We start from the raw sequence: 23475 nt of genomic DNA on the forward strand, positions 1-23475 counted from the left end.
CAACAGTATTCGCCGTGTACAGAACTGTGGTGCTCATCTGCTCACCGCGCGCTTGTATCGGCGCACGGCGAGGGGAACGAACACCGCCAACAGGATCGCCGACCAGGCCAGTGTGGCCAGGATCGGGTGCTGCAGCGGCCATGCCTGCGGAGGTGGCAGCAGTGGGCTGCTGTTGCCGAACAGTTCTCGGCTGGCCTGCGTGATCGCCGAGACCGGGTTCCATTCCGCGACCACCTGGAGCGGACCGGGCAGGTCGGTGCTCTGCACGAAGGTGTTCGCAATGAAGGTCAGGGGGAAGATCACCAGGAAGCTCGCGTTGTTGAACACCTCCGGTGTGCGGATGAGCAGCCCGATCAGGGCCATCACCCACGACAGCGCGAAGGCGAACAGCAGCAGCAGCGCGAAACCGAGCAGGGCCTCCGGTACCGACGAGCGGATACGCCATCCCACCGCCAGACCGGTCAGGGACATCACCACCAGGCTGATGATGTTGAGCGCGATGTCGCTGGTGGTGCGCCCGACCAGTACCGCCGACGGCGCCATCGGTAGCGTCCGGAACCGGTCGATGATGCCCTTCTGCATGTCCTCGGCCAGCCCGGCGCCGGTGAGGGTCGATCCGAAGATGACCGTCTGCGCGAAGATCCCGGCGACGAGGTATTCGCGGTAGGAGATGCCGGGGATCTCGATGGCGGAGCCGAAGATGTACGCGAACACCAGCACGAACATGATCGGTGAGATCAGCGTGAAGAAGATCAGATCTGGCACTCGCTTGATCTTGATCAGGTTTCGACGGGCGACGGTGGCGCCGTCGGAGAAGGCGAGGGCCAGCGAGGTCATGAGGGGCTCCCGGTGAGGGTGAAGAACACGTCGTCGAGACTGGGTTTGCGAAGTGCCACGTCGACCGGTTCGATGTCGTTGTCGCGCAACAGGATCAGGACGTTGGTCAGGGTGGTCGAGCCGTCCGCCGCCGGAACCGTGAGGCCACCGGACTCGGTGTCGGTGTCGACGTGACCGGGCTCGACGCTGTCGAGCAGGGCACGGGCCGACGCAGTGGTGGCCGCGTCGGCGAATCGCAGTTCGATGCGTGAGCCTCCTACCCGGTCCTTCAACTCGTCCGGAGTGCCGCGCTCGATGACCCTGCCGTGGTCGATGACGGCGATGTCGTCGGCCAGCTTGTCCGCCTCCTCCAGGTACTGCGTGGTCAGCAACAGCGTGGTGCCGCCCGCCACCAGCTCGCCGATCACCGCCCACAGCTCCACCCGCGCGCGTGGGTCGAGCCCCGTGGTGGGTTCGTCGAGGAAGAGCACCGGCGGGTCCGCCACCAACGCCCCGGCCAGGTCGAGGCGGCGTCGCATACCGCCGGAATATCCCTTGACCGGTCTGTCGCCGGCCTCGGCAAGGTCGAAGCGTTCGAGCAGATCGCGTGCTCGCGTGCGAGATCTCGCCCTGCCCAGGTGGTAGAGGCGACCGACCATGTCGAGGTTCTCGAAACCTGTCAGGTCCTCGTCGACCGCCGAGTACTGCCCCGACACCCCGATGCGGGACTTGAGCGCCCGCGCATCGCGCACCACGTCCAGACCGACCACGGTGGCCGACCCGGAATCGGCACGCAGAAGGGTTGTCAGGACACGGATGGTGGTGGTCTTGCCGGCGCCGTTGGGGCCGAGCAGGGCCATCACGGTGCCCTCCTCGACCTCGAGGTCGAGGCCGGCGAGAGCGTGCACGTTCCCGTAACTCTTGGTGAGCCCGCGGGCGCTGATTGCTGTGGCCATGAACCGGGAGGGTACGGGGTCGCACCGACAATCGGGTTCTACGATCGCCACCATGGCCGATTCAGCGGACAGTCGACCCCGGAGCAATCGCACGTTCCATGCCGTCTGGGCGGCAACGGCCATCCTGGCGGTGGTCGGTTTCGTCGTGGCACCGGGGCCGCTGGCGGGTTCGCGTCCGCACACCAGCGCCGCACTGGTCCAGGCGACCGGTGACGCGCTCGCCGAGTACTGGGCAGCCGGTGCTCGGGACTTCACACCTGCGTTGCGCGACCTCGTCGACTACTGGCAGCGATTCCATCTGATCAAGGCCGGGTTCGCTGCCCTGGCGCTGACCGCGGCGGTGATGGTGCTGCGCCGGGGTGGTCGGAGTCGGCGGGGGTGGGCGAGATCGGTCCCGGTCGTCGTCGCGATCGGTGGCGCGGCCGCGCTGACCCTGCTGGTGGCCAACCTGCAGGGTGCGGTGGCACCGTTCGCGTCGCTGCTATCGATGGCGCCACTCGATCGGCCGGACATCGCGGCGTCCACCCGAGACTTCGCAGCTCGGCTCGCCGCGGGATCGACCTCCTCGCCGACCCTGGCGGCGATGCTCGACGACTTCACGCAATACCACCTCGCGCTGGTCGTATTGGCGAGTGCGGTCGTCGCCCTCGCCGTCGCCGGTGCGGTGATCACCTACCGCCGCCAACGGCGTGGTTGGGCCGTCGCATGGTTCGGCGCAGCGGTCGTCGCCGCGGTTCTCGTCGCGGCCAACATGTCCACGGTCACCGATCCTGCGCCTGCGCTGACGGCGTTCTTCGGCGGGTGAGGAGCGGCGGTAGTCGCCGCCGCAGTCGCGTGTCGGCACTTTCTGGAACCATGGAGGCGTGCCCGATTTTTCCAAGGTGGTTCCCGGCGACGACGAGCGTGGGCGTCGTGTCGATCGTGTGCGCACCTGGTGCGAGGAGTGCCGCGTCACCGAGCAGGCGCCGCCGCTGACCGATCGCGCGGCTCTGCTCATCGCGTCGGGCCGCGTCGACGATCAGTGTCGAACGGTCGTGTTCAACCGCCTGGCGTCGGGTCGGACCTTCCCCACGTTCGGCGGCCCCGGCGACGGCGGCTACGGGCAGCTGCGGGCCATCACCGCGGAGATCGCGTGGCTCGACCGGCGGGTCGCGTCGTTGCGGACGGGCCCTACGCGGTTCGCGCTGACCCAGCGCCGCACACTGCTCACCCGCCGGTTGGCCACCTACGAGTCCGCATTCGAGCTGTCCACGCGACACTTCGCCCGGGGCGTGCGTGCCATTCGCAAGGACCGGCGCGACGGGGTGCATCTCGAGACCGAGCAGCGACGGATGCTCTTCGAGGCGCTGCTGCGTACCCCCGCTCCCACCGGCGCGGCGGGTCCGTTCGGCCGAGCCATCGAGGTGGTGGCCGAAGTCGCGGCCGAGCGGCTCGAACCCGTCGGGCGCGGTCTGTCGGACATGGCCCGCTCTGCCGCCGGTGTCGGTGAGATGCGCTTCGCGGACCGCTTCGAGACGCTGCTGTTCCTGGCCGGGTCGGCGCACGATCGCATCGTCGAGTCGCGGATGTGGCACTCGGACGTGTTCGCCATTCAACGAGCGCAGCTCGATCCCGCCACCGAACTCGTCCAGATCGCGTTCGACGCGGCCGAACTCGAGGCGGTCGACCGCGAGCTCACGGCCGCCCTCGACGCCGGGGACTCCCGCGACGAGGTCGGTCGACGCGAAATCCTGCTTCGTAAGGGCGAGCTGGTTCCGGTGTGGGATCAGATGATCGAGCGCGTGGCGGCCCTGCGTCGCGTCGTCGACCAACTGGCGCAGGCGCAGGCGCAGTTCGGCTCGCTCGACGCGGTGTCGCGGGCGGTGAACCTCGACGGCCGCATCGGCGGGCTGATCTCGCGGTCGGGCACGCGCGAGTTGTCCGCGGACAACATTCACAACGTGGGGGATCAGATCGAGCGGGGCTGATCTCACAGCGTTCGGCCTCGGGTTCGTCCCAGCGCTGGTTCAATGAGCCATTCGAAGTGCGCGTAAGTAAGCGTTACTGGATCTGCACTGCTCCCGAGAGGACGCCCCGTGACCCTCGCCTTTCTCGATCGCGCCAGAACCGTCGCGCCCGCGCACTGGAGTCGATGGCTGATCCCCCCGGGCGGCGCTGTCGATCCACCTCGCCATCGGGCAGGCCTACGCGTGGAGCGTGTTCAAGGCCGCGATCTCCTCGAAGGACTCACTCGGTCTGTCCGGCACCGTCACCGCCATCCCCTTCCAACTCGCCATCGTGATGCTCGGGCTCTCGGCCGCTGTGCTCGGCACCCGCGTCGACACCCGTGGCCCGCGGTGGGCGATGGCGATGTCGCTGACCTTCTTCTGCAGTGGGCTGTTGGTCTCGGCGCTCGGGATGAGCCTCGGATGGTTCTGGCTGGTGGTGCTCGGCTACGGCGTCCTCGGCGGCATCGGGTTGGGTATCGGATACATTTCGCCGGTCTCGACGCTGATCAAGTGGTTCCCGGACCGTCCCGGTATGGCGACCGGTATCGCGATCATGGGTTTCGGCGGCGGCGCGCTCATCGCGTCACCGCTGACCACCAAGCTGTTCACCGCGTACGGCGGTGTCTCCGATTCGTCGATCGCGAAGACGTTCCTGACTCTGGGGCTGGTGTACGCGGTCTTCATGTCGCTCGGGGTGATCCTGATCCGCGTTCCCGCACCGGGATGGACGCCGCAGGGATGGACGCCACCGAAGCCCGTCGCCGGTGTGCACAGTGCTGCGGTGTCCGCGTCGGATGCCATCCGGACACCGCAGTTCTGGCTGTTGTGGATCGTCCTGTGTTTCAACGTCACTGCCGGCATCGGGATTCTGGAACGGGCCGCGGGGATCTACACCGACTTCTTCCCCGACCCGGCGGGGCCGACGGCGGTGGCGTCGGCTGCCGCGGGATTCGTGGCGTTCCTGTCGCTGACCAACATGCTGGGCCGCTTCATCTGGTCGTCGGTCTCGGATGTGGTGGGCCGACGCAACATCTATCGCCTCTACCTCGGCGGGGGCGCCCTGCTCTACCTCTACATCTCGCTGTTCACCAACAGCAACAAGGTGCTGTTCCTGGTGAGTGCGCTGCTGATCCTCTCCTTCTACGGCGCCGGGTTCGCAACCGTGCCCGCGTACCTGCGCGATCTGTTCGGCACCTACCAGGTCGGCGCAATTCATGGACGACTGCTCACCGCGTGGTCGGTGGCCGGTGTGCTCGGACCGCTGATCGTCAATGCGATCGCCGACGCCGGTGACCCGGGGACCACGTCCCGCTACGTTCCCGCCTTCGTCACCATGATCGTGCTTCTCGTCATAGGTTTCGTGGCCAACGAACTCATTCGTCCGGTGGATCCGAAGTACTCCATAACTGACGTTTCGAGCACGACGGCAGGAGTGAACGCATGAACGAGCGGGTGTCGAGAACCGCCGTCACCGTCACGGCCTGGTTGTGGGTGGGAGTTCCTTTCGCATGGGGAGTCTACGAGCTGGTGTTGAAGGCCAAGAACATCTTCGGGTAGCCGAATCCGCGCGTGATCGCGGCCCGCTGTTGTGGCCGCGGCCGCCGCTGCTGCGCAGGCCGGTGGTGATGGACCAGTTCTGGGAGCGGCTGACGTTCCTGCACTGGCGCGTCGATCCCGACGTGGTGGCTCCGCTGCTGCCGAAGGGTACGGAGCCCGACGTGTTCCGGGGCGCGACCTACGTGGGCCTGATCGGATTCCGTATGGTCGGGGCCGGCTTCGGCTACGGGCTGCCGGTGCCGTTCTTCGGCACGTTCGGCGAGATCAACGTGCGCCTGTACAGCGTCGACAAGGACTGCCGACGCGGTGTGGTGTTCTCCTCGCTGGAAGCCACGCGGCTCGCCGTGGTGCTCGGGACCAACCTCGCGGGCGTGCCGTACCGCTACGCGCGGATCGCCATCGACGACGACGGGCAGCGCATCGGGTTCCGCAGTACGCGCATCGCCGGTCCGGCGCGCGGGGCCAGGACCGACTTCGCGGTCGAGCGGGGCACGCGGGAGATGTCCGACGATCCGGAGGCGGTGTTCCTCACCGCCCGGTGGGGCATGCACACCCGGCTCGGCGGACGACTGGTGTTCGCGCCGAACCTGCACCGCAAGTGGCCCCTGGTCGACGGCCGTCTGGTGCACTGCGACGATGAACTCATCGCCGCCGCGGGTCTGCCCGGAGTCGCCGCGCGTGAACCGGACTCCGTGCTGTTCTCCCCGGGCGTCCGCACCCAGTTCGGGCTGCCGCTGATCGTCGAGTGAGGGCACGGGCGAGAGGAACCGGGTTCGGTGAACAGCCTGTGACTCGGTGAACAACCTGTGAACACTTGTTCCAGATTTCTCCCAACTATGGTCGTTCGGTTCATGGTGGTCTAGGTTTCAGGGCGTGCAGCCCACGATCGTGCTCGACTTCGACGGCACCGTCTGCCTCGGGGACGACCCGGTGCTGGCGTACGCCCTGGCTGCGTCGTCGCACCTCGATCCCCGTCGAGCCGAGACCTTCATGGCCGACGTGGTGCACTACCTCGATTCCGGCGGCCCGTTTCTCGACGGGTATTCCGCCGTCGCAGCGGGTGTCGGGGACGCCCTTGCCCCCGAGGTGCTCACCCGGTGCTATCTCGACAGTCGCGAAGCTCTCGCCCGCGGCGAACTCGAGGTCGAGGCCCCCGCAGGACTCGCCGAGTTCCTCTCCGACATCCCCGCTCGCTGCGTCCTGGTGACCAATGCGCCCGCTGTCGGCATCGACCGCACCCTCGGCGAACTGGGGTTGACCGCCGTGATCGACGAGGTGATCACCGGCGCAGACAAGCCGGGTGGGCTGCGCACCATCGTTCCCGCGCTGCTCGGCGTCGCGCCGCCGCGGACCCTGATGAGCGTGGGCGACATTTGGATCAACGACATCGCCGTTCCCCGCGAACTTGGTTGCGCCACAGCACTGATCGACCGCTTCGACAGTCGCCAGGGCCCCGCCGACATCACCGCCCCCACCTTCGAGCGCCTGTACGACCACATTCGGTCGTGGGCCACCGGCTCTACCGGATCACCCACGAGCACACACAGCACCGCCCGCTTCCCGTCGACCGTGAGGACCCCCTGATGACCGTCACCCCCGCTCGCCGCGCCCTGACCGCGGCGGTCGCCGTCGGTGTGATCGCCGCTGCGCTCACCGCCTGCGGTGCCCGCGACAGTTCCACGTCCACCTCCTCGGCCGCCTCCCCCTGCACCGGCAGCGCCGACGCCTCCGCTGCCGCGCCGACCGAGCTGACCCTGGCCCTCGTGCCGTCCGGGGATGCGAACAAGCTCGTCGAGACCGTCAGGCCCCTCGAGGCCGCGCTCACCGAGCGACTCGGGATCCCGGTCAAGGGCGTGGTGAGCCAGGACTACCAGGCCGCCGTCGAGGCCATGGGTGCCCGCCAAGCCCAGATCGGCTTCCTCCCGCCGCTGCAGATGGTGCAGGCCTGCAACCGGTACCAGGCCGTCCCCGCGCTTCAGACGGTGCGCAAGGGCAAGGCCACCTACGCGGCGCAGTTCTTCACCAACAACCCGTCGAAGTACTGCTCGGACACCCCGGCCCCCGGCCCCAACGGTCTGCTGTACTGCAACGGCACGGCGTCCGGTAACGGTCCCGCCGGACTCGACTCGATCCCGAAGGTCAAGGGCTCGAAGATCGTGATGCTGCAGTCGGCGTCGTCGGCCGGCTACGTCTTCCCGGCGGCTGCGCTGAAGGCCGACGGGATCGACGTCACCGGCAGCGATGTCGACCTCACGCGCGTGACCTCGCACCCGGCCTCGGTGCTCGCGGTCGACAAGGGTGATGCCGAAGTGGGCGTGAGTTTCTGGGATGCACGCGAGAGCGTGGTCGGTGACACCCCCGAGGTCAAGGACAAGGTCGTGGTGTTCGCGCTGACCAACGAGATCCCCAATGACGGTGTCTCCCTTGCATCGTCGCTGAACTCCGAGTGGCAGAAGAAGATCTCCGACGCCCTGCTCTCCTACGCGGGTACGCCCGACGGTGTGACGACGCTGAACGCGATCTACCAGATCACCGGCCTCGCCGTCGCCGACCCGGCTGCCCTGCAGCGCGCTCAGACCGAGGCAGACTCGATCGGAGCCAAGTGATGACGGCACCGACCGACAGCGGGACGAGCATCGTCTTCGAGAACGCGGGTGTGCAGTACCCCAACGGGTTCCGCGCTCTCGACGACGTGAGCCTGAGCATCCCGGCCGGTCAGATGGTGGCCGTGGTGGGCCTCTCCGGTGCCGGCAAGTCGACCCTCATCCGCGCGGTCAACGGACTGGTCCCGCTCACCAGCGGTGAGATCCGTGTGGGTGACCGGGGCGTGTCGACCCTGCGGGGCAAGGATCTACGGACCCTGCGAAGCGAGATCGGCATGGTGTTCCAGAGTTTCAACCTCGCCAAGCGCACCACCGTGATCAACAACGTGCTGATGGGTCGGCTGCATCGAGCCAGCCTGTGGCGCACGCTCATCGGGGCGTGGGAGGCCGACGACGTCGAACTTGCGATGCAGGCCCTCGAACGCGTCGAGATCGTCGACAAGGCGTACCAGAAGGCCTCCACGCTCTCCGGGGGTCAACAGCAGCGCGTCGCCATCGCCCGCACCCTGGCGCAGCGGCCGAAGGTGATTCTCGCCGACGAGCCCGTCGCTTCCCTCGATCCGCCGACCTCGCACGTGGTGATGCGCGACCTGCAGCGGATCAACGCGGAGCTGGGTATCACCGTGGTGGTCAACCTGCACTTCCTCGACCTCGCGCGGCGCTACGGCGATCGCCTCATCGGGCTGCGCCAGGGTTCGGTGGTGTTCGACGGGGTCGCCGCCGACGCGGACGAGGCGGTGTTCGAGCGGATCTATGGTCGCTCGCTGACCGCCGAGGATGTGCTCGAGGCGAAGGCCGAGTTGTGATGACCGAGGCGAAGGCCGAGTTGTGATGACCGAGGCGAAGGCCGAATTGTGACCCCTGTGACCACCGCGCGGCCCGAGAAGCCGCGCACTGCATGGAAGTACGCCGTGGTGGTGGGCATCGTGGCCGCCATCACGGTGTACGCGGGCTACGCCGTGGGGGCCAACGTCGGCGACATTGCGCGCAACTGGTCCAATGCCACCGACAAGCTGGTGGCGTTGGTGCAGCCCGACTACTGGTTCTTCCCCGAGACCCTCGATGCGCTCATCGAGACGCTGCAGATGGCGATCATCGCCACCGCGGTCGGGGCCGGTATCTCGTTGCCGCTGAGCTTTCTGGCGTCGCGGGTGACCAACCCCAGTCACACCGCCGTGACGGTGGTTCGTGCGATCAGCAACGTCATCCGCGCGGTGCCCGATCTGCTGTACGCGGCGATCCTGGTCTCGGTGGTGGGAACGGGCGCGCTCCCGGGCATCCTGGCCCTGGTGGTGTTCAACGTCGGCATCGTCATCAAGCTGGTGTCCGAGGCACTGGACGGCATCGACACCGGGGGGCAGGAGGCTGCGATCGCCGCCGGGGCGACCTGGGTCAAGGCCAATCGTGCCGCCGTCCTGCCGGAGATCTTCCCGGCCTACGCCTCCCAGGCCCTGTACGTGCTCGAGGTGAACGTGCGCGCGTCCACCGTCCTCGGCCTGGTGGGCGCAGGTGGTCTGGGTCTGCTGATCGACGAGGTGCGCACCTTCTACAAGTACCACCAGCTCAGCCTGATCATCCTGCAGATCCTGGTGGTGGTGGTCGCCATCGAACTGTTCTCCGGGTGGCTCCGTCGGAGGTTGGTTTCATGACCGCACTCGATACCCGACCTCCCGCTGCGCGCGCCGAGCGACCCACCAGGGCTGTGCGGTGGGGCGTACGCGTGGCGTGGACGGTCGTCACCGCCGTCGTCATCGCATCCGTGGTCGGGCTGGACGTACGGTGGGAGCGACTGCTCGACTTCCCGGCGAACCTGTGGAAGTACCTGGGCCTGATGTTCGCGCCGCCGGATCTCGGTTCCACCGGCAAGGCTGTCTCGGCCACCGTCGAATCCGTCGAGATGGCATGGTTCGGAACGGTTCTCGGAATCATCGTTTCATTGCCGCTGAGCTTCCTTGCGACCGCGGGCATCGCGCCGCGGTGGATTCGGGTGCCTCTTCAGTTCGTGTTCGCAGTGCTGCGTGCGGTGCCCGAGGTGATTCTGGCGATCATCATCCTCTCGGTCACGGGTCTGACACCGTTCACCGGAGCGCTCGCGATCGCTATCGGATCCATCGGCACGCTCGGCAAGTGGGGGTACGAGGCGATGGAGGGGGTCGAGCGTGGACCCATCGAGGCGGCTCGCGCCACCGGCGCCTCCACCGCCCAGATCGTGCGATGGGGGCTGTGGCCCAACGCCGCTCCCGAGATCATCGCGTTCTGGCTCTACCGGTTCGAGATCAACGTCCGCGCGTCCGCGATCCTCGGACTGATCGGTGCCGGCGGAATCGGCGCGATGCTCTCCGACAACGTGCAGTACCGCAACTGGAGCACCGTCGGCATGCTGCTGATCGTGGTCGTGGTGATCACCATGGCGATCGACCAGGTCTCCGCGGTTCTGCGTCGACGGATCATCACCGGGCGGTGGGGTCGGTGACGCCGTGGGTTCGGTGACGTCGGTGACGTCGGGGGATCGGCGGTGAGCGCGCCGGGAACGGTTGTCGCCCATATCCGTTCGGCCCTCCCGTCGCTCATGCCGACCGAGCAGGCCGTGGCACGGGTGTTCGTCGATCGCTCCGCCGACGTAGTGGAGATGTCGTCCCAGCAGGTTGCCGACGCCGCCGGTGCGTCGCGGGCGACGGTGGTGCGCGCCTGCCAGAGCCTGGGTTATTCGGGCTATCAGCAACTTCGGGTGCTGCTGGCACGTGACAGCGCGCCCGATCCGGTCCCCGCACCGGTCGCCGGGCCCGCCGGGACCATCCGCGGCGTCTTCGACCAGGTGGTGGCCTCGAGCGCATCGATGACCGCGCTGCTCGCCGACGACGACCTCGTGCGCACCGTCACCGCCCTCGCCGCCGCGCCGACGGTCCTCGTGGTCGGCAACGGTCTGTCGGCCTCGCTGGCCGCGGACACCGCATCGAGATTGTCGGCCATGGGAGTTCGCGCCAGCGCGCCCGTCGACGCCATCGCCCAGCAGATCTGCGCGCGCATGCTCGGCAGTTCCGATGTGCTGCTGGTGATCAGCGGTAGCGGATCGACCGCCACGTCGCTGCGTCCGGCCCGCATCGGCGCACGCGGCGGGGCGACGGTGGTGGCCGTGACGGCGTTCGCTCGCTCACCGCTGGCTCTCGACGCCGACATCGCCCTCGTCGTCGGCATGGGCTCGACCAGTTTTCGGGACGAGGTGGCCACGACGAGCCGTGTACCGCAGGTCATTCTGCTCGAGGGCATCGTGGCCGCCGTGTTCGAGCGGCTGGGCCCCAGCGCCGCGGCGCATCGAGCCGCCAACCTCGAGGTGATCGGCGCCAATCTGGCGGATTGACCGCGCGGCCTTCAGATCAGGCCGTGGCGCGGGGGCGGGGTGTCGGTGAGAGCGTAGCGACCGATGTGCTGAACCTTCCACCGTGCAGGGTCGTGCAGAGTGTGGGTGCGAGCATCACGCCACAGCCTGTCGTAGCCGAGAGGTGCTGCAGCGCTGCGAGTTCCGCCCGCATCGAACAGGGCGGACGACGCTTCGAGCGACGCGCGGGCCGCGGCGACCTTCGCGGCGGCCGTGGCGATGGACGCCTCCGCGGCGGCGGCTTCGCCCGGGCGGCCGTCGACGAGTTCGGCCTCTGCCGCGTCGATGGACCGCGCTGCCTGGTGAACCAGCGCGTACGCGGCCCGGACAGCGATCTCGATGTCACCGAACTGCTGGATCAGCAGGGCGTCGTCGGCAGCGCTGTCCACGCCCGCCTCGAAGTGGGGGCGCGCGGTGGCCAGCGCCTGCCGGGCCGCGCGCACGGCCCCGCGGGCGATACCGGCGTCGATCGCGGCGTGCATCAGCTGCGCTCGCGCACCGTAGGTGCTGGGGCCGTCGAAGATCGGGGAGAAGTCGACCACCGCGGAGGCCTCGACGCGGACGTCGGTCAGGCGCACGGTTCCACTGGCGGTGGTGCGCTGGCCGAGTGCGTCCCAGTCGTCCTCGATGCTTACGCCGTCGGTGTCGGCCGGGAGGAAGACGACCACCTTGTGCTGCGGCGACGCGTTCACGTCACCGAGCACCGCGCGCACCACCAGCCAGTGCGCGACCAGGGCGCCGGTGCAGTAGAACTTGGTGCCGCGCAGCACGTACCCGCCGTCGTCGGTCGGTGTCAGCGTGGTGTGGTCGACGGCGATCGTCGGGGTGCCGCGCTCGCTCTGTGCGTTGGCCACACGGGCACCGCCGAGCACCTCGGTGTAGATCGCCTTCTGCTGCTCGGTCGTCCCCTGCAGTCGCAACGCCTCGAGGAACGTGAAGTGACTCTGCGGGATCTGCGCCAGGCTGGCATCGCCCTCCGCGAGGGCGAGGAACACCTCGGCGATCGTCGAGACGTTCACACCCTGCCCGCCGAACTCCTCGGGGACCGAGACTGCGAGAAGACCGGCGGCGCTGAGCTCGTCGAGCTCGGCGCGGGGCAGTCGACGCTCGGCGTCGCGATCGGGGGCGGTCTCGGCGAAGCGTACGGCGAACTGCCGGGCGAGGGTGATCGGATCGGTCACCGCGCCGCCGCGGGCAGGAACGGGACGTGCCCGTTGCTCGGGGCGCTCACGCCCGCACCGTCGAAGAGCCCGCGCTCGCGCAGCACCGGAACCACACCCTCGCCGAACCAGAACAGCTCCTCGAGATGCGGGTACCCGGACAGGACGAACTCGTCGATCCCCACCGCCGCGTACTCGGCCATCCGATCGGCTACCTCGGTGTGGCTGCCGACGAGGGCCGTGCCCGCGCCGCCGCGCACCAGCCCGACACCGGCCCACAGGTTCGGGCTGATCTCCAGCGAACGGGCGTCCTTCCAGGATCCGTTGCGACGGTTCTCCTCGTGCAGCGCCAGCATGTTCCGCTGCCCGGTGGACTCACTGCGCGCGAGGTTTCTCTGGGCGGTGGCGACGGTCTCCTCGCCGAGCGCCTCGACCAGTCCGCTCGCCTGCGCCCACGCGGCCTCGCTGGTGTCGCGCGCGATCACGTGCAGGCGAATACCGAAGCGCAGGGTGCGCCCCTGTTCGGCCGCCAACCCGCGAATCCACTCGATCTTCTTGGCGACGGCCTCCACCGGCTCACCCCAGGTGAGGTAGACGTCGCAATGGCGCGCCGCCACCGGCCCGGCGGCGGGCGACGAGCCACCGAAGTACAGAGGCGGGATTGGGTCCGGAACGAACGGCAGCGAGGCGTCCTCGACCTGGATGTGGGCGCCGGTGTGGGTGACCGTCTCCCCGCGCCACAGTCCACGAACCACCTCGAGGAACTCGTCGGTGCGTGCGTAACGCTGCTCCTTGTCCAGGTGGTCGCCGTACTGGCGCTGCTCATGGGCCTCACCGCCGGTGACCACGTTCAGCAGTAGTCGACCCGGTGCGTGGGTGCTGAAGGTGGTGGCCATCTGCGCGGCCAGGGTGGGGCTGATCAGCCCCGGACGGAACGCGATGAGGAACGCGATGCGCTCGGTCTCGCGCGCCACCATCGCCGTCGTCAACCACGCGTCCTGGCACCACGCGCCCGCCGGGGTGAGCACACCGGTGAACCCGAAGTCCTCCGCCGCCCGCCCGATGGACGAGAGGTAGCCGATGGTGGCGCGCCGATCCCCACCTGCCGACCCGACCCGGCTGCCGTGGCCGCCACCGACGATCCACCGACTGTCGCCGTAGGTGGGCAGGAACCAGTGCAGTGCCAGGGACATGGGACCTCCGGGATCGGTGCGAGCAAACAACCACACCAGAGTAGGTTCGCCCGGCGCGTGCCGGCACCCTTCCGGTCACGGTGATCGGAAGTGCTCGGTTCGCCGGTGGAGCTGCCCGACTCAGAACGGTGGCGGGTCGTTCGCCTCCTGGTTCAGCCGGCTCACCTCCCGGTTATCGCGGTCGCGACGGTTGGCCGCTCGTTCGGCTCGGCGGCGTGCGTGCTTGGCTGCCACGCGGGTGCGGCGGCGCGTCGGTTCGTCCCGACGGGTGGGCTCGAGTTCGGGTGGCGGACCGAATCTCACGTCCGCAATCTCGGGAAAGAGATCCTCCCCGGTGAACGCCGGTCCGGGCACCTCCACCCCCTCGACCACCAGGCTGCGCACCATCCGACCGTCCCCGCTCGTCGACTGGTCGTCGATCACGTCGGTGAAGGTTTTCCAGTTGTGGTGGAAACGACACTTCAGTGCCAGACCCTCGAGTGAGGTGACGCCGACGAGATCGGGCCGCTCGTGGTCGAACTCGTCCACATGGTCGAGATCGCACACCCACGCTCGACGAGTACAGCCTGGCACGGTGCAGTAGAGATCGCGCATCCGCACCACCGTGTCCAGGGCCGTCGACGGACGGTAGGGATCGGCCCCTGTGCTGGGCAACTCTCGTCCGCCCACGATGGGACGGATCCGCACGCGCACGGCCTCGGTGTCCACGCGCCGGGCCAGCTCGCGGATATGTGCGGCGGAGAGGGTGCCGAACCCGTCGAGGTGGCCGGGGTCATCGGTGCGCCGGGCACCCACCGTGCGCGGATCGTTCGAGCACACCTTGTTCGCGAGTTCCTCGACATGACCGGACACCGTGATGGCATCCTCCGCGACCAGCGTTGCCGAGACCTGCGCCATCCCGTCGGGGCGGGGATCGAGGAAGAAGTCTCGCCCGTCGCGTGCTGCCCGTTCACGCCGTCGAACGGCGTCCGGATCGGTCCGCGCCACCACCGCGTCGACCGCATCGCGTAGCCGTGGAATCGACCACGTGCCCCGCCGTCGCAGCAGCGCCGCGATCTCCACGTCGACCGCCCTCTGCTGGTCCGGGCCGATGATCAGATCGGTGCGCTCGACGATCACCCTCAGCTCACGCGCACCGATCAGCCCGTCGCGAAGGCACAGCCCGACCGTGGGCAAGCGGGTCTCGACTGCGATCGCGGTGTCGAGCAACTGCTCGGCAGCCGCCTGGGTGAGGTTGTGTGTGGTCGCGATCGCCGCAGCGCACCGAGTGTGTGTGTCGAACCGTCGACGATCGTCGGTATCCGGCGTGCACCCCGACGCGGGCTCCGCGGCCCTCATGGTCGCGAGCAGCCGCACCGCCAGGTCGAGCCGCACCCATTCGAGGTACGACTGCCCTGCCGTGGCATGACGCAACGCCAGCACCATCGCGGTCGAGGTGTCCGTGGCGGGCTCCACCCCCAACTCCACTGTGGACATCTGCGGCCACCTCGACCCCGGCCACGCAACCGGACCCGCCCGCTCCGAACCCCCGAATTCGCTCATACGTTCGATAATGCACCATCCCACCGACAAGGACTTCCCCCGGCCCACACACCCGGCGGGACGAGCCGATTCGTCGTACAGTCCGAGCATTCGGCACGGGGCTGTGAGGGAGGATGCGATGGTCGACGCCGAGATGACCGGCCACGTGATCGTCTGCGGCGCCGCCGGGATCGGGATGCGCATCATCGAGCAACTGGTCGGCTTCGGTGAGCGCGTGGTGGTGATCGGCCGAGAACCCGACGCCCGCCTCACCGCTGCCGCGACTCGCTGGGGGATCCCGCATCTGCTCGCCGGCATCAGTATCTCCGAGGCCCTCACGGCCGCGGGGCTGTCGACGGCGATCGCGGTGATCTGCGTCGAGGACCGCGAACTGTGGAATCTCGAGACTGCCGTCCTCGCCCGTGAATTGCGTGCCGACGTGACAGTCGTTGCGCAGCTGAGCAATACGACCGTCGGCGGTGCGATGAACGAGCAGGACGACCGCGGCGGTGTGCTCGACATCGCGGACCTCGCCGCGCCGTCGGTGGTGGAGGCCTGCCTCGGGATCACTCGGCACGACATCGACATCGCCGGAACGACATTCGTCGCCGCTCGACTCGAGGTGGATCGAGCCGCGACACTGAGGCAGCTGTTCGGCGATCTCGCGCCCGTTGCCGTCGCATCCGACGACGCCGTGGTGCCCTGCCCCGGACGCGATCACGCCGTCTCGATCGGAGAGGTGGCGACTCTGATCGGCACCGCCGACGACTTCGACCGAGCGGGGGTGACCCTCGCGAGCGAGACCGTCGGCTCGGGCGCGTCCGGGCCGAACGTCCTGCAGCGAGTGCGCGCGGCCGTGCGTGGCTTCACGGCCGATACGAACCCGAACTTCTTCCGGATGCTCCTGGTGCTGCTGCTGCTCATGGTGGGCTCGTCCACCGTGCTCGCCGTCAGTTACGAGAAGCCGGGGATGAGTGTGCTCGACGCGGTGTACTTCAGCACCGAGACCATTGCGACGGTGGGATACGGCGACTTCACCTTCAGTGATCAGGAACCGTGGCTGCGGGTGTTCTCGATCTTCCTCATGTTCGCGGGCGTCACCACCACCGCGCTGCTCATGGCGTTCCTCGCCGAGCTGCTCATCAGCCGACGCCTGTCGACCACGGCCGGTAGACGCGCCGCCCGATTCCTGACCGGTCACGTGGTGGTGATCGGGCTGGGCGCCTTCGGCATCCGCGTCGCCACGGAGCTGATCGCACGCGGCCGGCAGGTCGTGGTGATCGAGCGCTCGCCCGACGGCCGATTCGTCGGTGCAGCCGCACGCGCGGGAATACCGGTGGTGTTCGGCGACGCCACCGTTGCCGAGACCCTGCTCGACGCCCGCGTCGAAAGTGCTTCGGCCGTAGCAATTCTCACCAGCGACGACATGGTCAACATCGAGACGGGCATTGCCGTGCGGAGCCTGCTCGGTTACAGATGGGCACCCACCGCCACACATGCCGGGGTGCCCGTGGTGCTGCGGATGTTCGACCGCTCGCTCGGCGACGCCGTGGCGCGGCGGTTCGGGTTCCGATTCGTCCGCTCGACCGAGGAACTGGCCGCGCCCTGGTTCATCGGTGCCGCACTCGGTCTCGAGGTTCTCGGTACCTTCTCGGTGCGCACCCAGTCGTTCATGGTCGGACGGCTGTCCGTCGCCCCGGGTGGGGGTCTGGACGGCACCGCGATGCACGAGTTGTCCGCCAACACCCGCGTCATCGCGATCGGCCGAGCCGGCACCACCGAGATCGAGCATCCGCCGCGCCGGGGGACGAGCTTCGCCGCCGGCGACCAGGCCTACATCGTCGGTCCCTACGAGGAATTGCTGGCAGTGCTGCGCACCGACCGATTCAGCGCAACGAGCTCCGACCGTCACCACGTGAACCGTCACCACGTGAGCGGGGCGAGCGCCGACTAGCCTCAGGGCCATGCAGATCACGAAGTACGGTCATGCGTGTGTCGAGGTCGTCGCCGACGACGTGCGGATCGTGGTCGATCCGGGCGCCTTCACCGCCAATGCGGCAGACCTGATCGAGACGGCCGACGCGGTCCTGATCACCCATGAACACTTCGACCACGTCGATCCGGCCCGCATCGCCGCGGCGCTCGATCGTCGAGCCGACCTGACGGTGTACTGCCCGCCCTCGCTCGAGCGTGCGTTCGGCGAGCACGCCGACCGGGTGCACTCCGTATCGCACGGTGACACGTTCGAGGCCGCGGGTGTGCCGGTGTCGGTGTTCGGTCGACGGCACGCGCTGATCCACCTCGAGATCCCGGTGATCGACAACGTGGGCTACCTCCTGGCGAACAATGTCTTCCACCCCGGTGACTCGTACTTCGTGCCGGACGCCGTGGTGCACACCCTGCTGGTGCCGGTGAGTGGACCGTGGACGCACATGGGGTCGGCCATCGATTTCGTGCGCGCCGTCGCGCCGCGGCGGTCGGTCGCAATTCACGACGCCCTCCTCGCGCCGGCGGGGTTCGGCCTGCTGCAGAACTTTCTCGGCGACACGGGACTCGGCGGTATCCCCCTTCAGGTGCCGGCCGTCGGTGAAAGCCTCGAGGCATGACGGAGCCGGTTCCCGCGTGGTTCACCGAGGCTGTCTCGGTGGAGGCCGAGGAGCACGACATCGTGGTCGACGGGTGCTCGATTCGCGTGCGGTCGTGGGGTGATCGCGGTGATCGCGGAATCGTGCTCGTGCACGGTGGAGCCGCGCAGTCGCACTGGTGGGACCACATTGCCCCGGTCCTCGCCCGCGCCCACCGGGTGGTCGCCCTCGACCTGTCCGGTCACGGCGACAGCGGTCGACGGGCGAGCTACCCACTCGAGACGTGGGGTGCGGAAGTCGTTGCGGTGGTGCAGGACTCGAACTTCGTGGCGCCGCCGATGGTGATCGGCCACAGTATGGGTGGCTGGGTGTCGATCATGGCGGGCAGCCTGGGAACCGAGTTGGCGGGTGTCGCCGTCATCGACACCCCGCTCACCGAGCGCACCCCGGAGCAGAAGGCCGCCGCCGAGTCCCGCGCATTCGGGCCGCTCAAGACATACCCCACGCGCGAGGATGCTCTCGCTCGGTTTCGGCCCGTGCCCGAGCAGCCGAACTCCCTGCCGTACATCCTCGACCACATTGCGCTGCACTCGGTGACGGAGGTCGACGGCGGGTGGCGCTGGAAATTCGATCCGCAGGTGTTCGTCGGCGCAACCCCCGATGTGCCGGCCATTCCACGACTGCCGTTCCGCGGCATGATGATCGCGGCGGAGAACGGACTGGTCGGCCGCCATCCCGACGAGCAGCTCTACCACCTTCTCGGCGACGACCCGGCCCTGGTGGTCCTTCCCCGCGCCGGGCACCACATCATGCTCGATGAGCCGCTGTCACTCACCGCGGCCCTGCTGACCCTGCTCGCCCTCTGGGAACAGGCCGGCTGAACCAGCGCCGAGTTAATTCACTGGCGCGCCTGTCGGGTGCGTGCGCATGATGGTCGCACTCCGGTTCATCAGGAACCGATCGACTCGACAGCGAGGTGATCCACATGACTACACCGTCCTTCGGTTGCGCGCGGGGGATCACGGCGCCGTTCGGCGTCCAGAATCGCTGACGCGCCCTCCCGCATTCTCTTTCATCCTTCCGAATTCTCGTATGCCGAGAGGAGTATTTGTCATGTCCTATATCGATCTTGTGCTGGCTGAGCACACTGCTCGCGTGGCGCGCGTCGAGACCGAGTTCGCGCGGCGGCGCCGTGCGGCCGAGCGACTCCCAGTGTCCACCTCTGTACCGCAACGGTATTCGCTGCGCACACGAGTACGTAGCGCCCTGGTCCCGGCCTGGCGCTGATGGTTCCACTCGGGCGCGCAGTGCCCGGTGATCGAGCGCGATAGCCTGTGGGAATGCACTCTCCCCTCGGGTCGCTCGATGCACCGGTGCACTCCGCGCTCGTCGGCGTCCAGCGGCACTTCGCCGTCACCCGCGGCCGTATCACCTGCTATCGGGCCGACGTGGCGCCGTTCGTGGACCACCCGCTGCACATGACCGAGGGCGACTGGGACGATCTCGCGCAGCTGCGCGGGACCGCAGTAACGGTGCCGCTCATCGATGTTCGCTCTCCGGTGCCCTGGGAGGTGCTCGACCGGTTTCCGCTGGTTCAGATGGTCGGGGTGCACTTCGAGCCCGCTGCCGACCCCGAGGCCGTCGTACTCGGTCCCGCCGACGTTCCCGAGATGCTCGAACTCGTCTCGCGCACGCGGCCCGGTCCGTTCTCGGTGCACACCATCGAGCTGGGCACCTACCTCGGCCTGCGACGTGCCGGTCGGCTGGTTGCCATGGCGGGGGAGCGAATGAAGCCGGACGGCTGGACCGAGATCAGTGCCGTGTGCACCGACCCGTCCGTGCGGGGTCAGGGGTTGGCCACCCGCGTCATGAGAGCCGTTGCAGCGGAGATCGTCTCGCGTGGTGACGGAGTGTTCCTGCACGCGTCCGGGAGAAACGCCTCCGCGATCCGGCTGTACGAGTCGCTGGGATTCGAGCTGCGCACCACCAAGCCGATGACCATCGTTCGAACCCCGCCCGCGGTGACCGGTCCCTAGGCGCGCAGGTCCGCGAAGTCCGGGTGCGTGTGAAGGAAACGATCGACGTACGAGCAGGAGGGTCGCACCTTCTCGCCCGCAGCGCGGGTGTCCGCCATCGCGAACTCGGTGATCTCGCCCGCGACACCACGGCCCCGGAACTCGGGGAGGGTGACGGTGTGGTTGAAGTCGCGCACACCGACGCCGTGACCGTCGTCCGCGCGGACGTATTCGCTGAATCCGGCCAGAACGTCGTCGATGAACAGCTCGTACCGGCCCGACTCCGGAGTGTGCACGATGCGCGATGCCATGGGCGCCAGCCTACTCGGGGTGATGTCCCGACAGGGCCGTGATCAGCAGTCTCTCGTACTCGGCGAACTCCGGCGAGAGGGCCGTGTCGATGGTACGCGGTCGCGGGAGGTCGACGGCGATGTCGGCGAGAACGCGGGACGGCCGCGGCGACATAACCAGCACGCGGTCGGAGAGGTACACAGCCTCGCGCACGTCGTGGGTGATCATCACCAGCGTCCACCCGTACGTCGACCACATCGTCTGCAACCAATCCTGCATGGCCGTGCGGGTGAGGGAATCCAGGGCGCCGAGCGGCTCGTCGAGGAGAAGTACCTCGCGATCGGTCAGCACCGTCCGCAGCAACGCCGCCCGCTGGCGCATGCCCCCCGACAGCTCCGACGGGCGGGCATCGGCGAAGTCGGTGAGCCCGAAGATCGGCAACAACTCCCGCGCACGCGCACGCGCGGTCCGGCGGGGCACACCCTGCACCTCGAGTCCGAGGATCGTGTTGTCGAGGATCGTCCGCCACGGCAGCAGCAGATCCTTCTGCGGCATGTACCCGCACGCGGGCGCACGCACCTCGCCCGCATCGGGGGTGTGCAGCCCGGCGAGAAGCGCGAACACCGTGCTCTTGCCGCACCCACTGGGCCCGATGATGGACATGAACTCGCCCCTGCCGACGGTCAAGCTGACGCCGTCGAGCACCGGGGTGCCCGGATACGACGCTACGACGGCGTCGAGGCTCACCAGGTCCCCCGGATTCACAGGGCTCGCGGGGTTCACAGGGTTCGGACGGCTCACGGGGCGCTCCGCTCCACCGCACCTGCGCGCACCCAGGGCGCGAGAAGACGCTCGACGAGGTAGGTCAGCAGGAACAGTGCGACCGAGACAGCGGCGGTCACCAGCACCGCCGCCAGCACGAGGTCGGTGCGGAAGGAGTTCTTCTGCTGGGCCATGTAGATGCCCAGACCCGAGGTGGCGCCGGCGTATTCGGAGAACACGGCGCCCACCACGGCGTAGGTGATGCCGATCCGCAGGGACGTGAAGAAGCGCGGCATCGCCGACGGCAGACGCAGCAGCCGGAAACGTTGCAGCCGACCGGCGCCCATGCTGCGCAGCAGGGCGTCTGCGTCGCGGTCGGTGGAGGCGAAACCTTCGATGAGCCCGAGGGCCATCGGGAAGAAGGTGGCCAGCGCCACCACCACGAGTTTGGGTGCCACACCGAATCCGAACCAGATGATCATCAGGGGTGCTATCGCCACGATCGGCAAGGTCTGCGACACCACGAACAGGGGAACCAGCGCGCGCCGGAGAAACTGCGAGAAGTCCACTGCTACCGCCAGAACCGCCGCGACGGTCAGGGACAGCGCGAATCCGAGCAGGGTCACCTGCAGGGTCGAGGCGGCATGTCCGGCGATGACCTCGCGTGCCGCCCACCCCTGCCGCACCACCCGTCCCGGCGACGGCAAGATTTGCGGGCGAACATCACCGACGTCGACGTAGACCTGCCACACCGCCACCAGGGCGATCACGACGATCGCGGCGGGCAGCAGGCGAGCGGCCCGAGTCGTCACCGGCCGAGGTAGTCGTTGGTGAAGTACGTGGACCAGTCGGGTTCGGTGGTAAGTCGATTCCCGGCCGAATCGGTGAGAACCCCTGCCTGGTAGAGGAATCGGGAGAATCCGGTCCACCTCTCGAGGGTCTGGGTGCCCACGGTGCCCGTGGCGTCCTTCATGTACCGATCGGCGAGCATGCGCTGGCTCTCCCGCACCATGTCGGGGTCGGTGAACGCACCAGGGTTGGCGTCGATGAGGTCCTGCGCCGCCCGATCGGGGTTGTCCGCTGCGAACTGGTAGCCACGCTGGAGGGCCTGGACGAACTTGCGGGCCTGCTCCGGGTGCTCACGCAGCCACTGCTCGTTGCCGTCGACCACCACCGCGTACGCGTCGGGAAAGCCGTATTCGGTGTACTCGAAGTACTTCATCGGGGTACCGGCGCGCTGAGCCTGCAGGCCTTCCCACGCGTCGTAGGAGACGGTGAAATCGGCCGAACCGTTGTACACCGCCTCGTAGGCGGTGGTTCCCAACACCACGGTGCGGAACTCTCCCGATCCGCCCGCGTTGCGGATCACCTGCGCCAGCACCGCCTGCTCGCCGGTGTCACCGAACCCGGCGTACGTCTTGCCCGCGAGGTCCTTCGGGCTGGTGATGTCGGACCGGTCGGCCCGCACGCCGATGCCGGTGGCCCAGTGCTGCAGCGGGGCGAGCACCGACACCGTGCGGGCTCCCGCAGCGCGGGCGAACACCGCCGAGCTCTGGAAGCTGATCCCGAAGTCGGCCGTGCCGGCGTCGATCAGTGTATCGGGCGCAGTGTTGTTGTAGGGCAACACGTTCACCGTCAGACCGGCGTCGCGGAAGTAGCCCTCCTGCTGCGCGACGAACAGTCCCGTGTGGTTGGTGTTCGGTGTCCAGTCGAGGGCGAAGGTGATGGTGTCGCCGCTGCCGTCCGCGGTTCCGGAGCTGCACCCGGTGGCCGCCACCAGCAGGGCGGCCGCCAGCATCACCCGGGCGCCCCTCATGCGCCCGGCCAGGGTTGCGGGTGCAGGGCGGTGTCCCAGAACATCAACTCGTACCGGGTGGCGATGTCGAAAGCACGAGCCATCGCCGCCCTGTCGTCCGTGGCACCATCGGCCGCCGCATCCACCAGGCTGCGTGCGGTGGCTGCGGACTCCTGGAACTCGGGAGCGTCGTAGGTGGTCACCCATCGCGCGAACGGATGGTCGGGATCGCGGGCGAGAACCTCGCGCGCCGATGCGGCCAGACGCCGCCCGACGTCGGCGTAGATCCAGAAGCACGGCAGCACCGCAGCCGCCGCCACCGGGTACGGCTTGATGGCGGCCGTCGCGATCAGATACGACACGTATCCCAGGCACGCCGGGGAGTGTTCCTCCGAATTCTCGGACCCCTCACCGCCGATCCCGGTGAGCAGGCTGCTGTGCAGGGAGGTCTCCACCGTTGCCGCTGTCGCCGCCGACGTTGCCCAGAATGCACCCGCCGTCGGGTCAGGAGCGCGGGAGGCGAGCACGGCCAGGGCGTTCGCGTACCCCTCCAGATACAGGGCGTCCTGGGCGATGTAGCGCCGGAACGCCTCCAGGGGCAGCGTGCCGTCGGCCAGTCGCCGCAGGAACTCGAGGTCGTCGATGCGCCGACGCAGGGCAGCGGTGGCGCCCCACACCTCGTCGGTGAATCGCGTATCGCCGGCGAGACGATCGGAGGCAGCAGTGTCTTTGGCTGTAGCAGTGGTCACGGCCGTGACATCCCTTCGTCAGCATTACCTGAATCAGGTTCTCGGGTGTGGTCTCAGCCTCGCCGCGTCGGCGAAGCACCCCGTGTCAGAACGAACACGACACTAACA

Annotated in this window: 25 protein-coding genes and 1 riboswitch; of the genes, 15 read left to right on the forward strand and 10 right to left on the reverse strand. The window is 68.3% G+C overall.

Annotated features, from left to right (window positions below; translation table 11 throughout):
• Nucleotides 1-33: 33 nt before the first annotated feature.
• Together ACY48E_RS02045 and ACY48E_RS02050 are read right to left on the reverse strand one after the other, a co-directional pair.
• Nucleotides 34-837, reverse strand: a complete 804-nt coding sequence (locus ACY48E_RS02045; protein WP_462870391.1) for an ABC transporter permease — start codon at nt 835-837, stop codon at nt 34-36.
• Nucleotides 834-1772: an ATP-binding cassette domain-containing protein gene (locus ACY48E_RS02050; protein ID WP_462870392.1), complete on the reverse strand. Its 939-nt coding sequence runs from the start codon at nt 1770-1772 to the stop codon at nt 834-836. The genes ACY48E_RS02045 and ACY48E_RS02050 overlap by 4 nt, the downstream gene beginning before the upstream one ends.
• Before the next feature lie 52 nt (nt 1773-1824).
• Between ACY48E_RS02050 and ACY48E_RS02055 the strand changes: the two genes are divergently transcribed.
• The 11 genes from ACY48E_RS02055 (at nt 1825) to ACY48E_RS02105 (ending at nt 11278) form a co-directional block, all read left to right on the forward strand.
• Nucleotides 1825-2577 (forward strand): hypothetical protein, encoded by a 753-nt coding sequence (locus ACY48E_RS02055; RefSeq protein ID WP_462870393.1) that lies wholly within the window; start codon nt 1825-1827, stop codon nt 2575-2577.
• Between the two features lie 58 nt (nt 2578-2635).
• On the forward strand, nt 2636-3739 hold the full coding sequence (locus ACY48E_RS02060) for a hypothetical protein (RefSeq protein ID WP_462870394.1): 1104 nt from the start codon (nt 2636-2638) through the stop codon (nt 3737-3739).
• 229 nt (nt 3740-3968) lie between these two features.
• Nucleotides 3969-5204, forward strand: coding sequence for an OFA family MFS transporter (locus ACY48E_RS02065; protein ID WP_462870395.1), 1236 nt, complete (start codon nt 3969-3971; stop codon nt 5202-5204).
• Nucleotides 5201-5317: an MFS transporter small subunit gene (locus tag ACY48E_RS02070; protein WP_462870396.1), complete on the forward strand. Its 117-nt coding sequence runs from the start codon at nt 5201-5203 to the stop codon at nt 5315-5317. Before ACY48E_RS02065 ends, ACY48E_RS02070 begins: the two co-directional genes overlap by 4 nt.
• A 68-nt stretch (nt 5318-5385) precedes the next feature.
• Nucleotides 5386-6066, forward strand: a complete 681-nt coding sequence (locus ACY48E_RS02075) for a YqjF family protein (protein ID WP_462870397.1) — start codon at nt 5386-5388, stop codon at nt 6064-6066.
• Nucleotides 6067-6190: 124 nt separating this feature from the next.
• Nucleotides 6191-6901: an HAD family hydrolase gene (locus ACY48E_RS02080; protein ID WP_462870398.1), complete on the forward strand. Its 711-nt coding sequence runs from the start codon at nt 6191-6193 to the stop codon at nt 6899-6901.
• On the forward strand, nt 6901-7923 hold the full coding sequence (phnD, locus tag ACY48E_RS02085; protein ID WP_462870399.1) for a phosphate/phosphite/phosphonate ABC transporter substrate-binding protein: 1023 nt from the start codon (nt 6901-6903) through the stop codon (nt 7921-7923). The genes ACY48E_RS02080 and phnD overlap by 1 nt, the downstream gene beginning before the upstream one ends.
• Nucleotides 7923-8726, forward strand: a complete 804-nt coding sequence (gene phnC, locus ACY48E_RS02090) for a phosphonate ABC transporter ATP-binding protein (protein ID WP_462870400.1) — start codon at nt 7923-7925, stop codon at nt 8724-8726. The genes phnD and phnC overlap by 1 nt, the downstream gene beginning before the upstream one ends.
• Before the next feature lie 57 nt (nt 8727-8783).
• Complete coding sequence (gene phnE / locus ACY48E_RS02095) at nt 8784-9569, forward strand: phosphonate ABC transporter, permease protein PhnE (protein WP_462870401.1); 786 nt, start codon at nt 8784-8786, stop codon at nt 9567-9569.
• Entirely contained in the window at nt 9566-10393 is an 828-nt protein-coding gene (gene phnE / locus ACY48E_RS02100) for a phosphonate ABC transporter, permease protein PhnE (RefSeq protein WP_462870402.1), read from the forward strand. The genes phnE (ACY48E_RS02095) and phnE (ACY48E_RS02100) overlap by 4 nt, the downstream gene beginning before the upstream one ends.
• A 42-nt stretch (nt 10394-10435) precedes the next feature.
• Nucleotides 10436-11278 carry a MurR/RpiR family transcriptional regulator gene (locus ACY48E_RS02105; RefSeq protein WP_462870403.1) on the forward strand — a complete coding sequence of 281 codons (843 nt, stop codon included), beginning with the start codon at nt 10436-10438 and terminating at the stop codon, nt 11276-11278.
• 11 nt (nt 11279-11289) lie between these two features.
• Here ACY48E_RS02105 and ACY48E_RS02110 read toward each other — a convergent pair whose 3' ends face one another.
• From ACY48E_RS02110 to ACY48E_RS02120, 3 genes are all read right to left on the reverse strand, one after another.
• Complete coding sequence (locus tag ACY48E_RS02110) at nt 11290-12477, reverse strand: SfnB family sulfur acquisition oxidoreductase (RefSeq protein WP_462870404.1); 1188 nt, start codon at nt 12475-12477, stop codon at nt 11290-11292.
• Entirely contained in the window at nt 12474-13649 is a 1176-nt protein-coding gene (locus ACY48E_RS02115; protein ID WP_462870405.1) for an LLM class flavin-dependent oxidoreductase, read from the reverse strand. The genes ACY48E_RS02110 and ACY48E_RS02115 overlap by 4 nt, the downstream gene beginning before the upstream one ends.
• A gap of 120 nt (nt 13650-13769) precedes the next feature.
• Nucleotides 13770-15125, reverse strand: coding sequence for an HNH endonuclease signature motif containing protein (locus ACY48E_RS02120; RefSeq protein ID WP_462870406.1), 1356 nt, complete (start codon nt 15123-15125; stop codon nt 13770-13772).
• Between the two features lie 199 nt (nt 15126-15324).
• On the opposite strand from ACY48E_RS02120, the gene ACY48E_RS02125 reads away from it, so the two are divergent.
• The 4 genes from ACY48E_RS02125 (at nt 15325) to ACY48E_RS02140 (ending at nt 19791) form a co-directional block, all read left to right on the forward strand.
• Entirely contained in the window at nt 15325-17124 is a 1800-nt protein-coding gene (locus ACY48E_RS02125) for a potassium channel family protein (RefSeq protein ID WP_462870500.1), read from the forward strand.
• Nucleotides 17125-17134: 10 nt separating this feature from the next.
• Complete coding sequence (locus ACY48E_RS02130; protein ID WP_462870407.1) at nt 17135-17776, forward strand: MBL fold metallo-hydrolase; 642 nt, start codon at nt 17135-17137, stop codon at nt 17774-17776.
• A complete protein-coding gene (locus ACY48E_RS02135; protein ID WP_462870408.1) occupies nt 17773-18636 on the forward strand; it encodes an alpha/beta hydrolase in 864 nt (287 codons plus the stop codon). Before ACY48E_RS02130 ends, ACY48E_RS02135 begins: the two co-directional genes overlap by 4 nt.
• 459 nt (nt 18637-19095) lie before the next feature.
• Entirely contained in the window at nt 19096-19791 is a 696-nt protein-coding gene (locus ACY48E_RS02140) for a GNAT family N-acetyltransferase (RefSeq protein ID WP_462870409.1), read from the forward strand.
• On the opposite strand, the gene ACY48E_RS02145 is transcribed toward ACY48E_RS02140, so the two are convergent.
• From ACY48E_RS02145 to ACY48E_RS02165, 5 genes are all read right to left on the reverse strand, one after another.
• A complete protein-coding gene (locus ACY48E_RS02145; RefSeq protein ID WP_462870410.1) occupies nt 19788-20081 on the reverse strand; it encodes a GNAT family N-acetyltransferase in 294 nt (97 codons plus the stop codon). The two genes, ACY48E_RS02140 and ACY48E_RS02145, sit on opposite strands and share 4 nt — an antisense overlap.
• Before the next feature lie 10 nt (nt 20082-20091).
• Nucleotides 20092-20826, reverse strand: a complete 735-nt coding sequence (locus ACY48E_RS02150; protein ID WP_462870501.1) for an ABC transporter ATP-binding protein — start codon at nt 20824-20826, stop codon at nt 20092-20094.
• 32 nt (nt 20827-20858) lie between these two features.
• Nucleotides 20859-21635, reverse strand: coding sequence for an ABC transporter permease (locus ACY48E_RS02155; RefSeq protein WP_462870411.1), 777 nt, complete (start codon nt 21633-21635; stop codon nt 20859-20861).
• Nucleotides 21632-22639 (reverse strand): ABC transporter substrate-binding protein, encoded by a 1008-nt coding sequence (locus ACY48E_RS02160; protein WP_462870412.1) that lies wholly within the window; start codon nt 22637-22639, stop codon nt 21632-21634. Before ACY48E_RS02160 ends, ACY48E_RS02155 begins: the two co-directional genes overlap by 4 nt.
• Nucleotides 22636-23367: a TenA family protein gene (locus ACY48E_RS02165; protein WP_462870413.1), complete on the reverse strand. Its 732-nt coding sequence runs from the start codon at nt 23365-23367 to the stop codon at nt 22636-22638. The genes ACY48E_RS02160 and ACY48E_RS02165 overlap by 4 nt, the downstream gene beginning before the upstream one ends.
• Nucleotides 23361-23460, reverse strand: a riboswitch (TPP riboswitch). Its footprint overlaps the gene before it by 7 nt.
• Nucleotides 23461-23475: the final 15 nt, after the last annotated feature.

The organism is Rhodococcus sp. AZ1 (assembly GCF_054979605.1).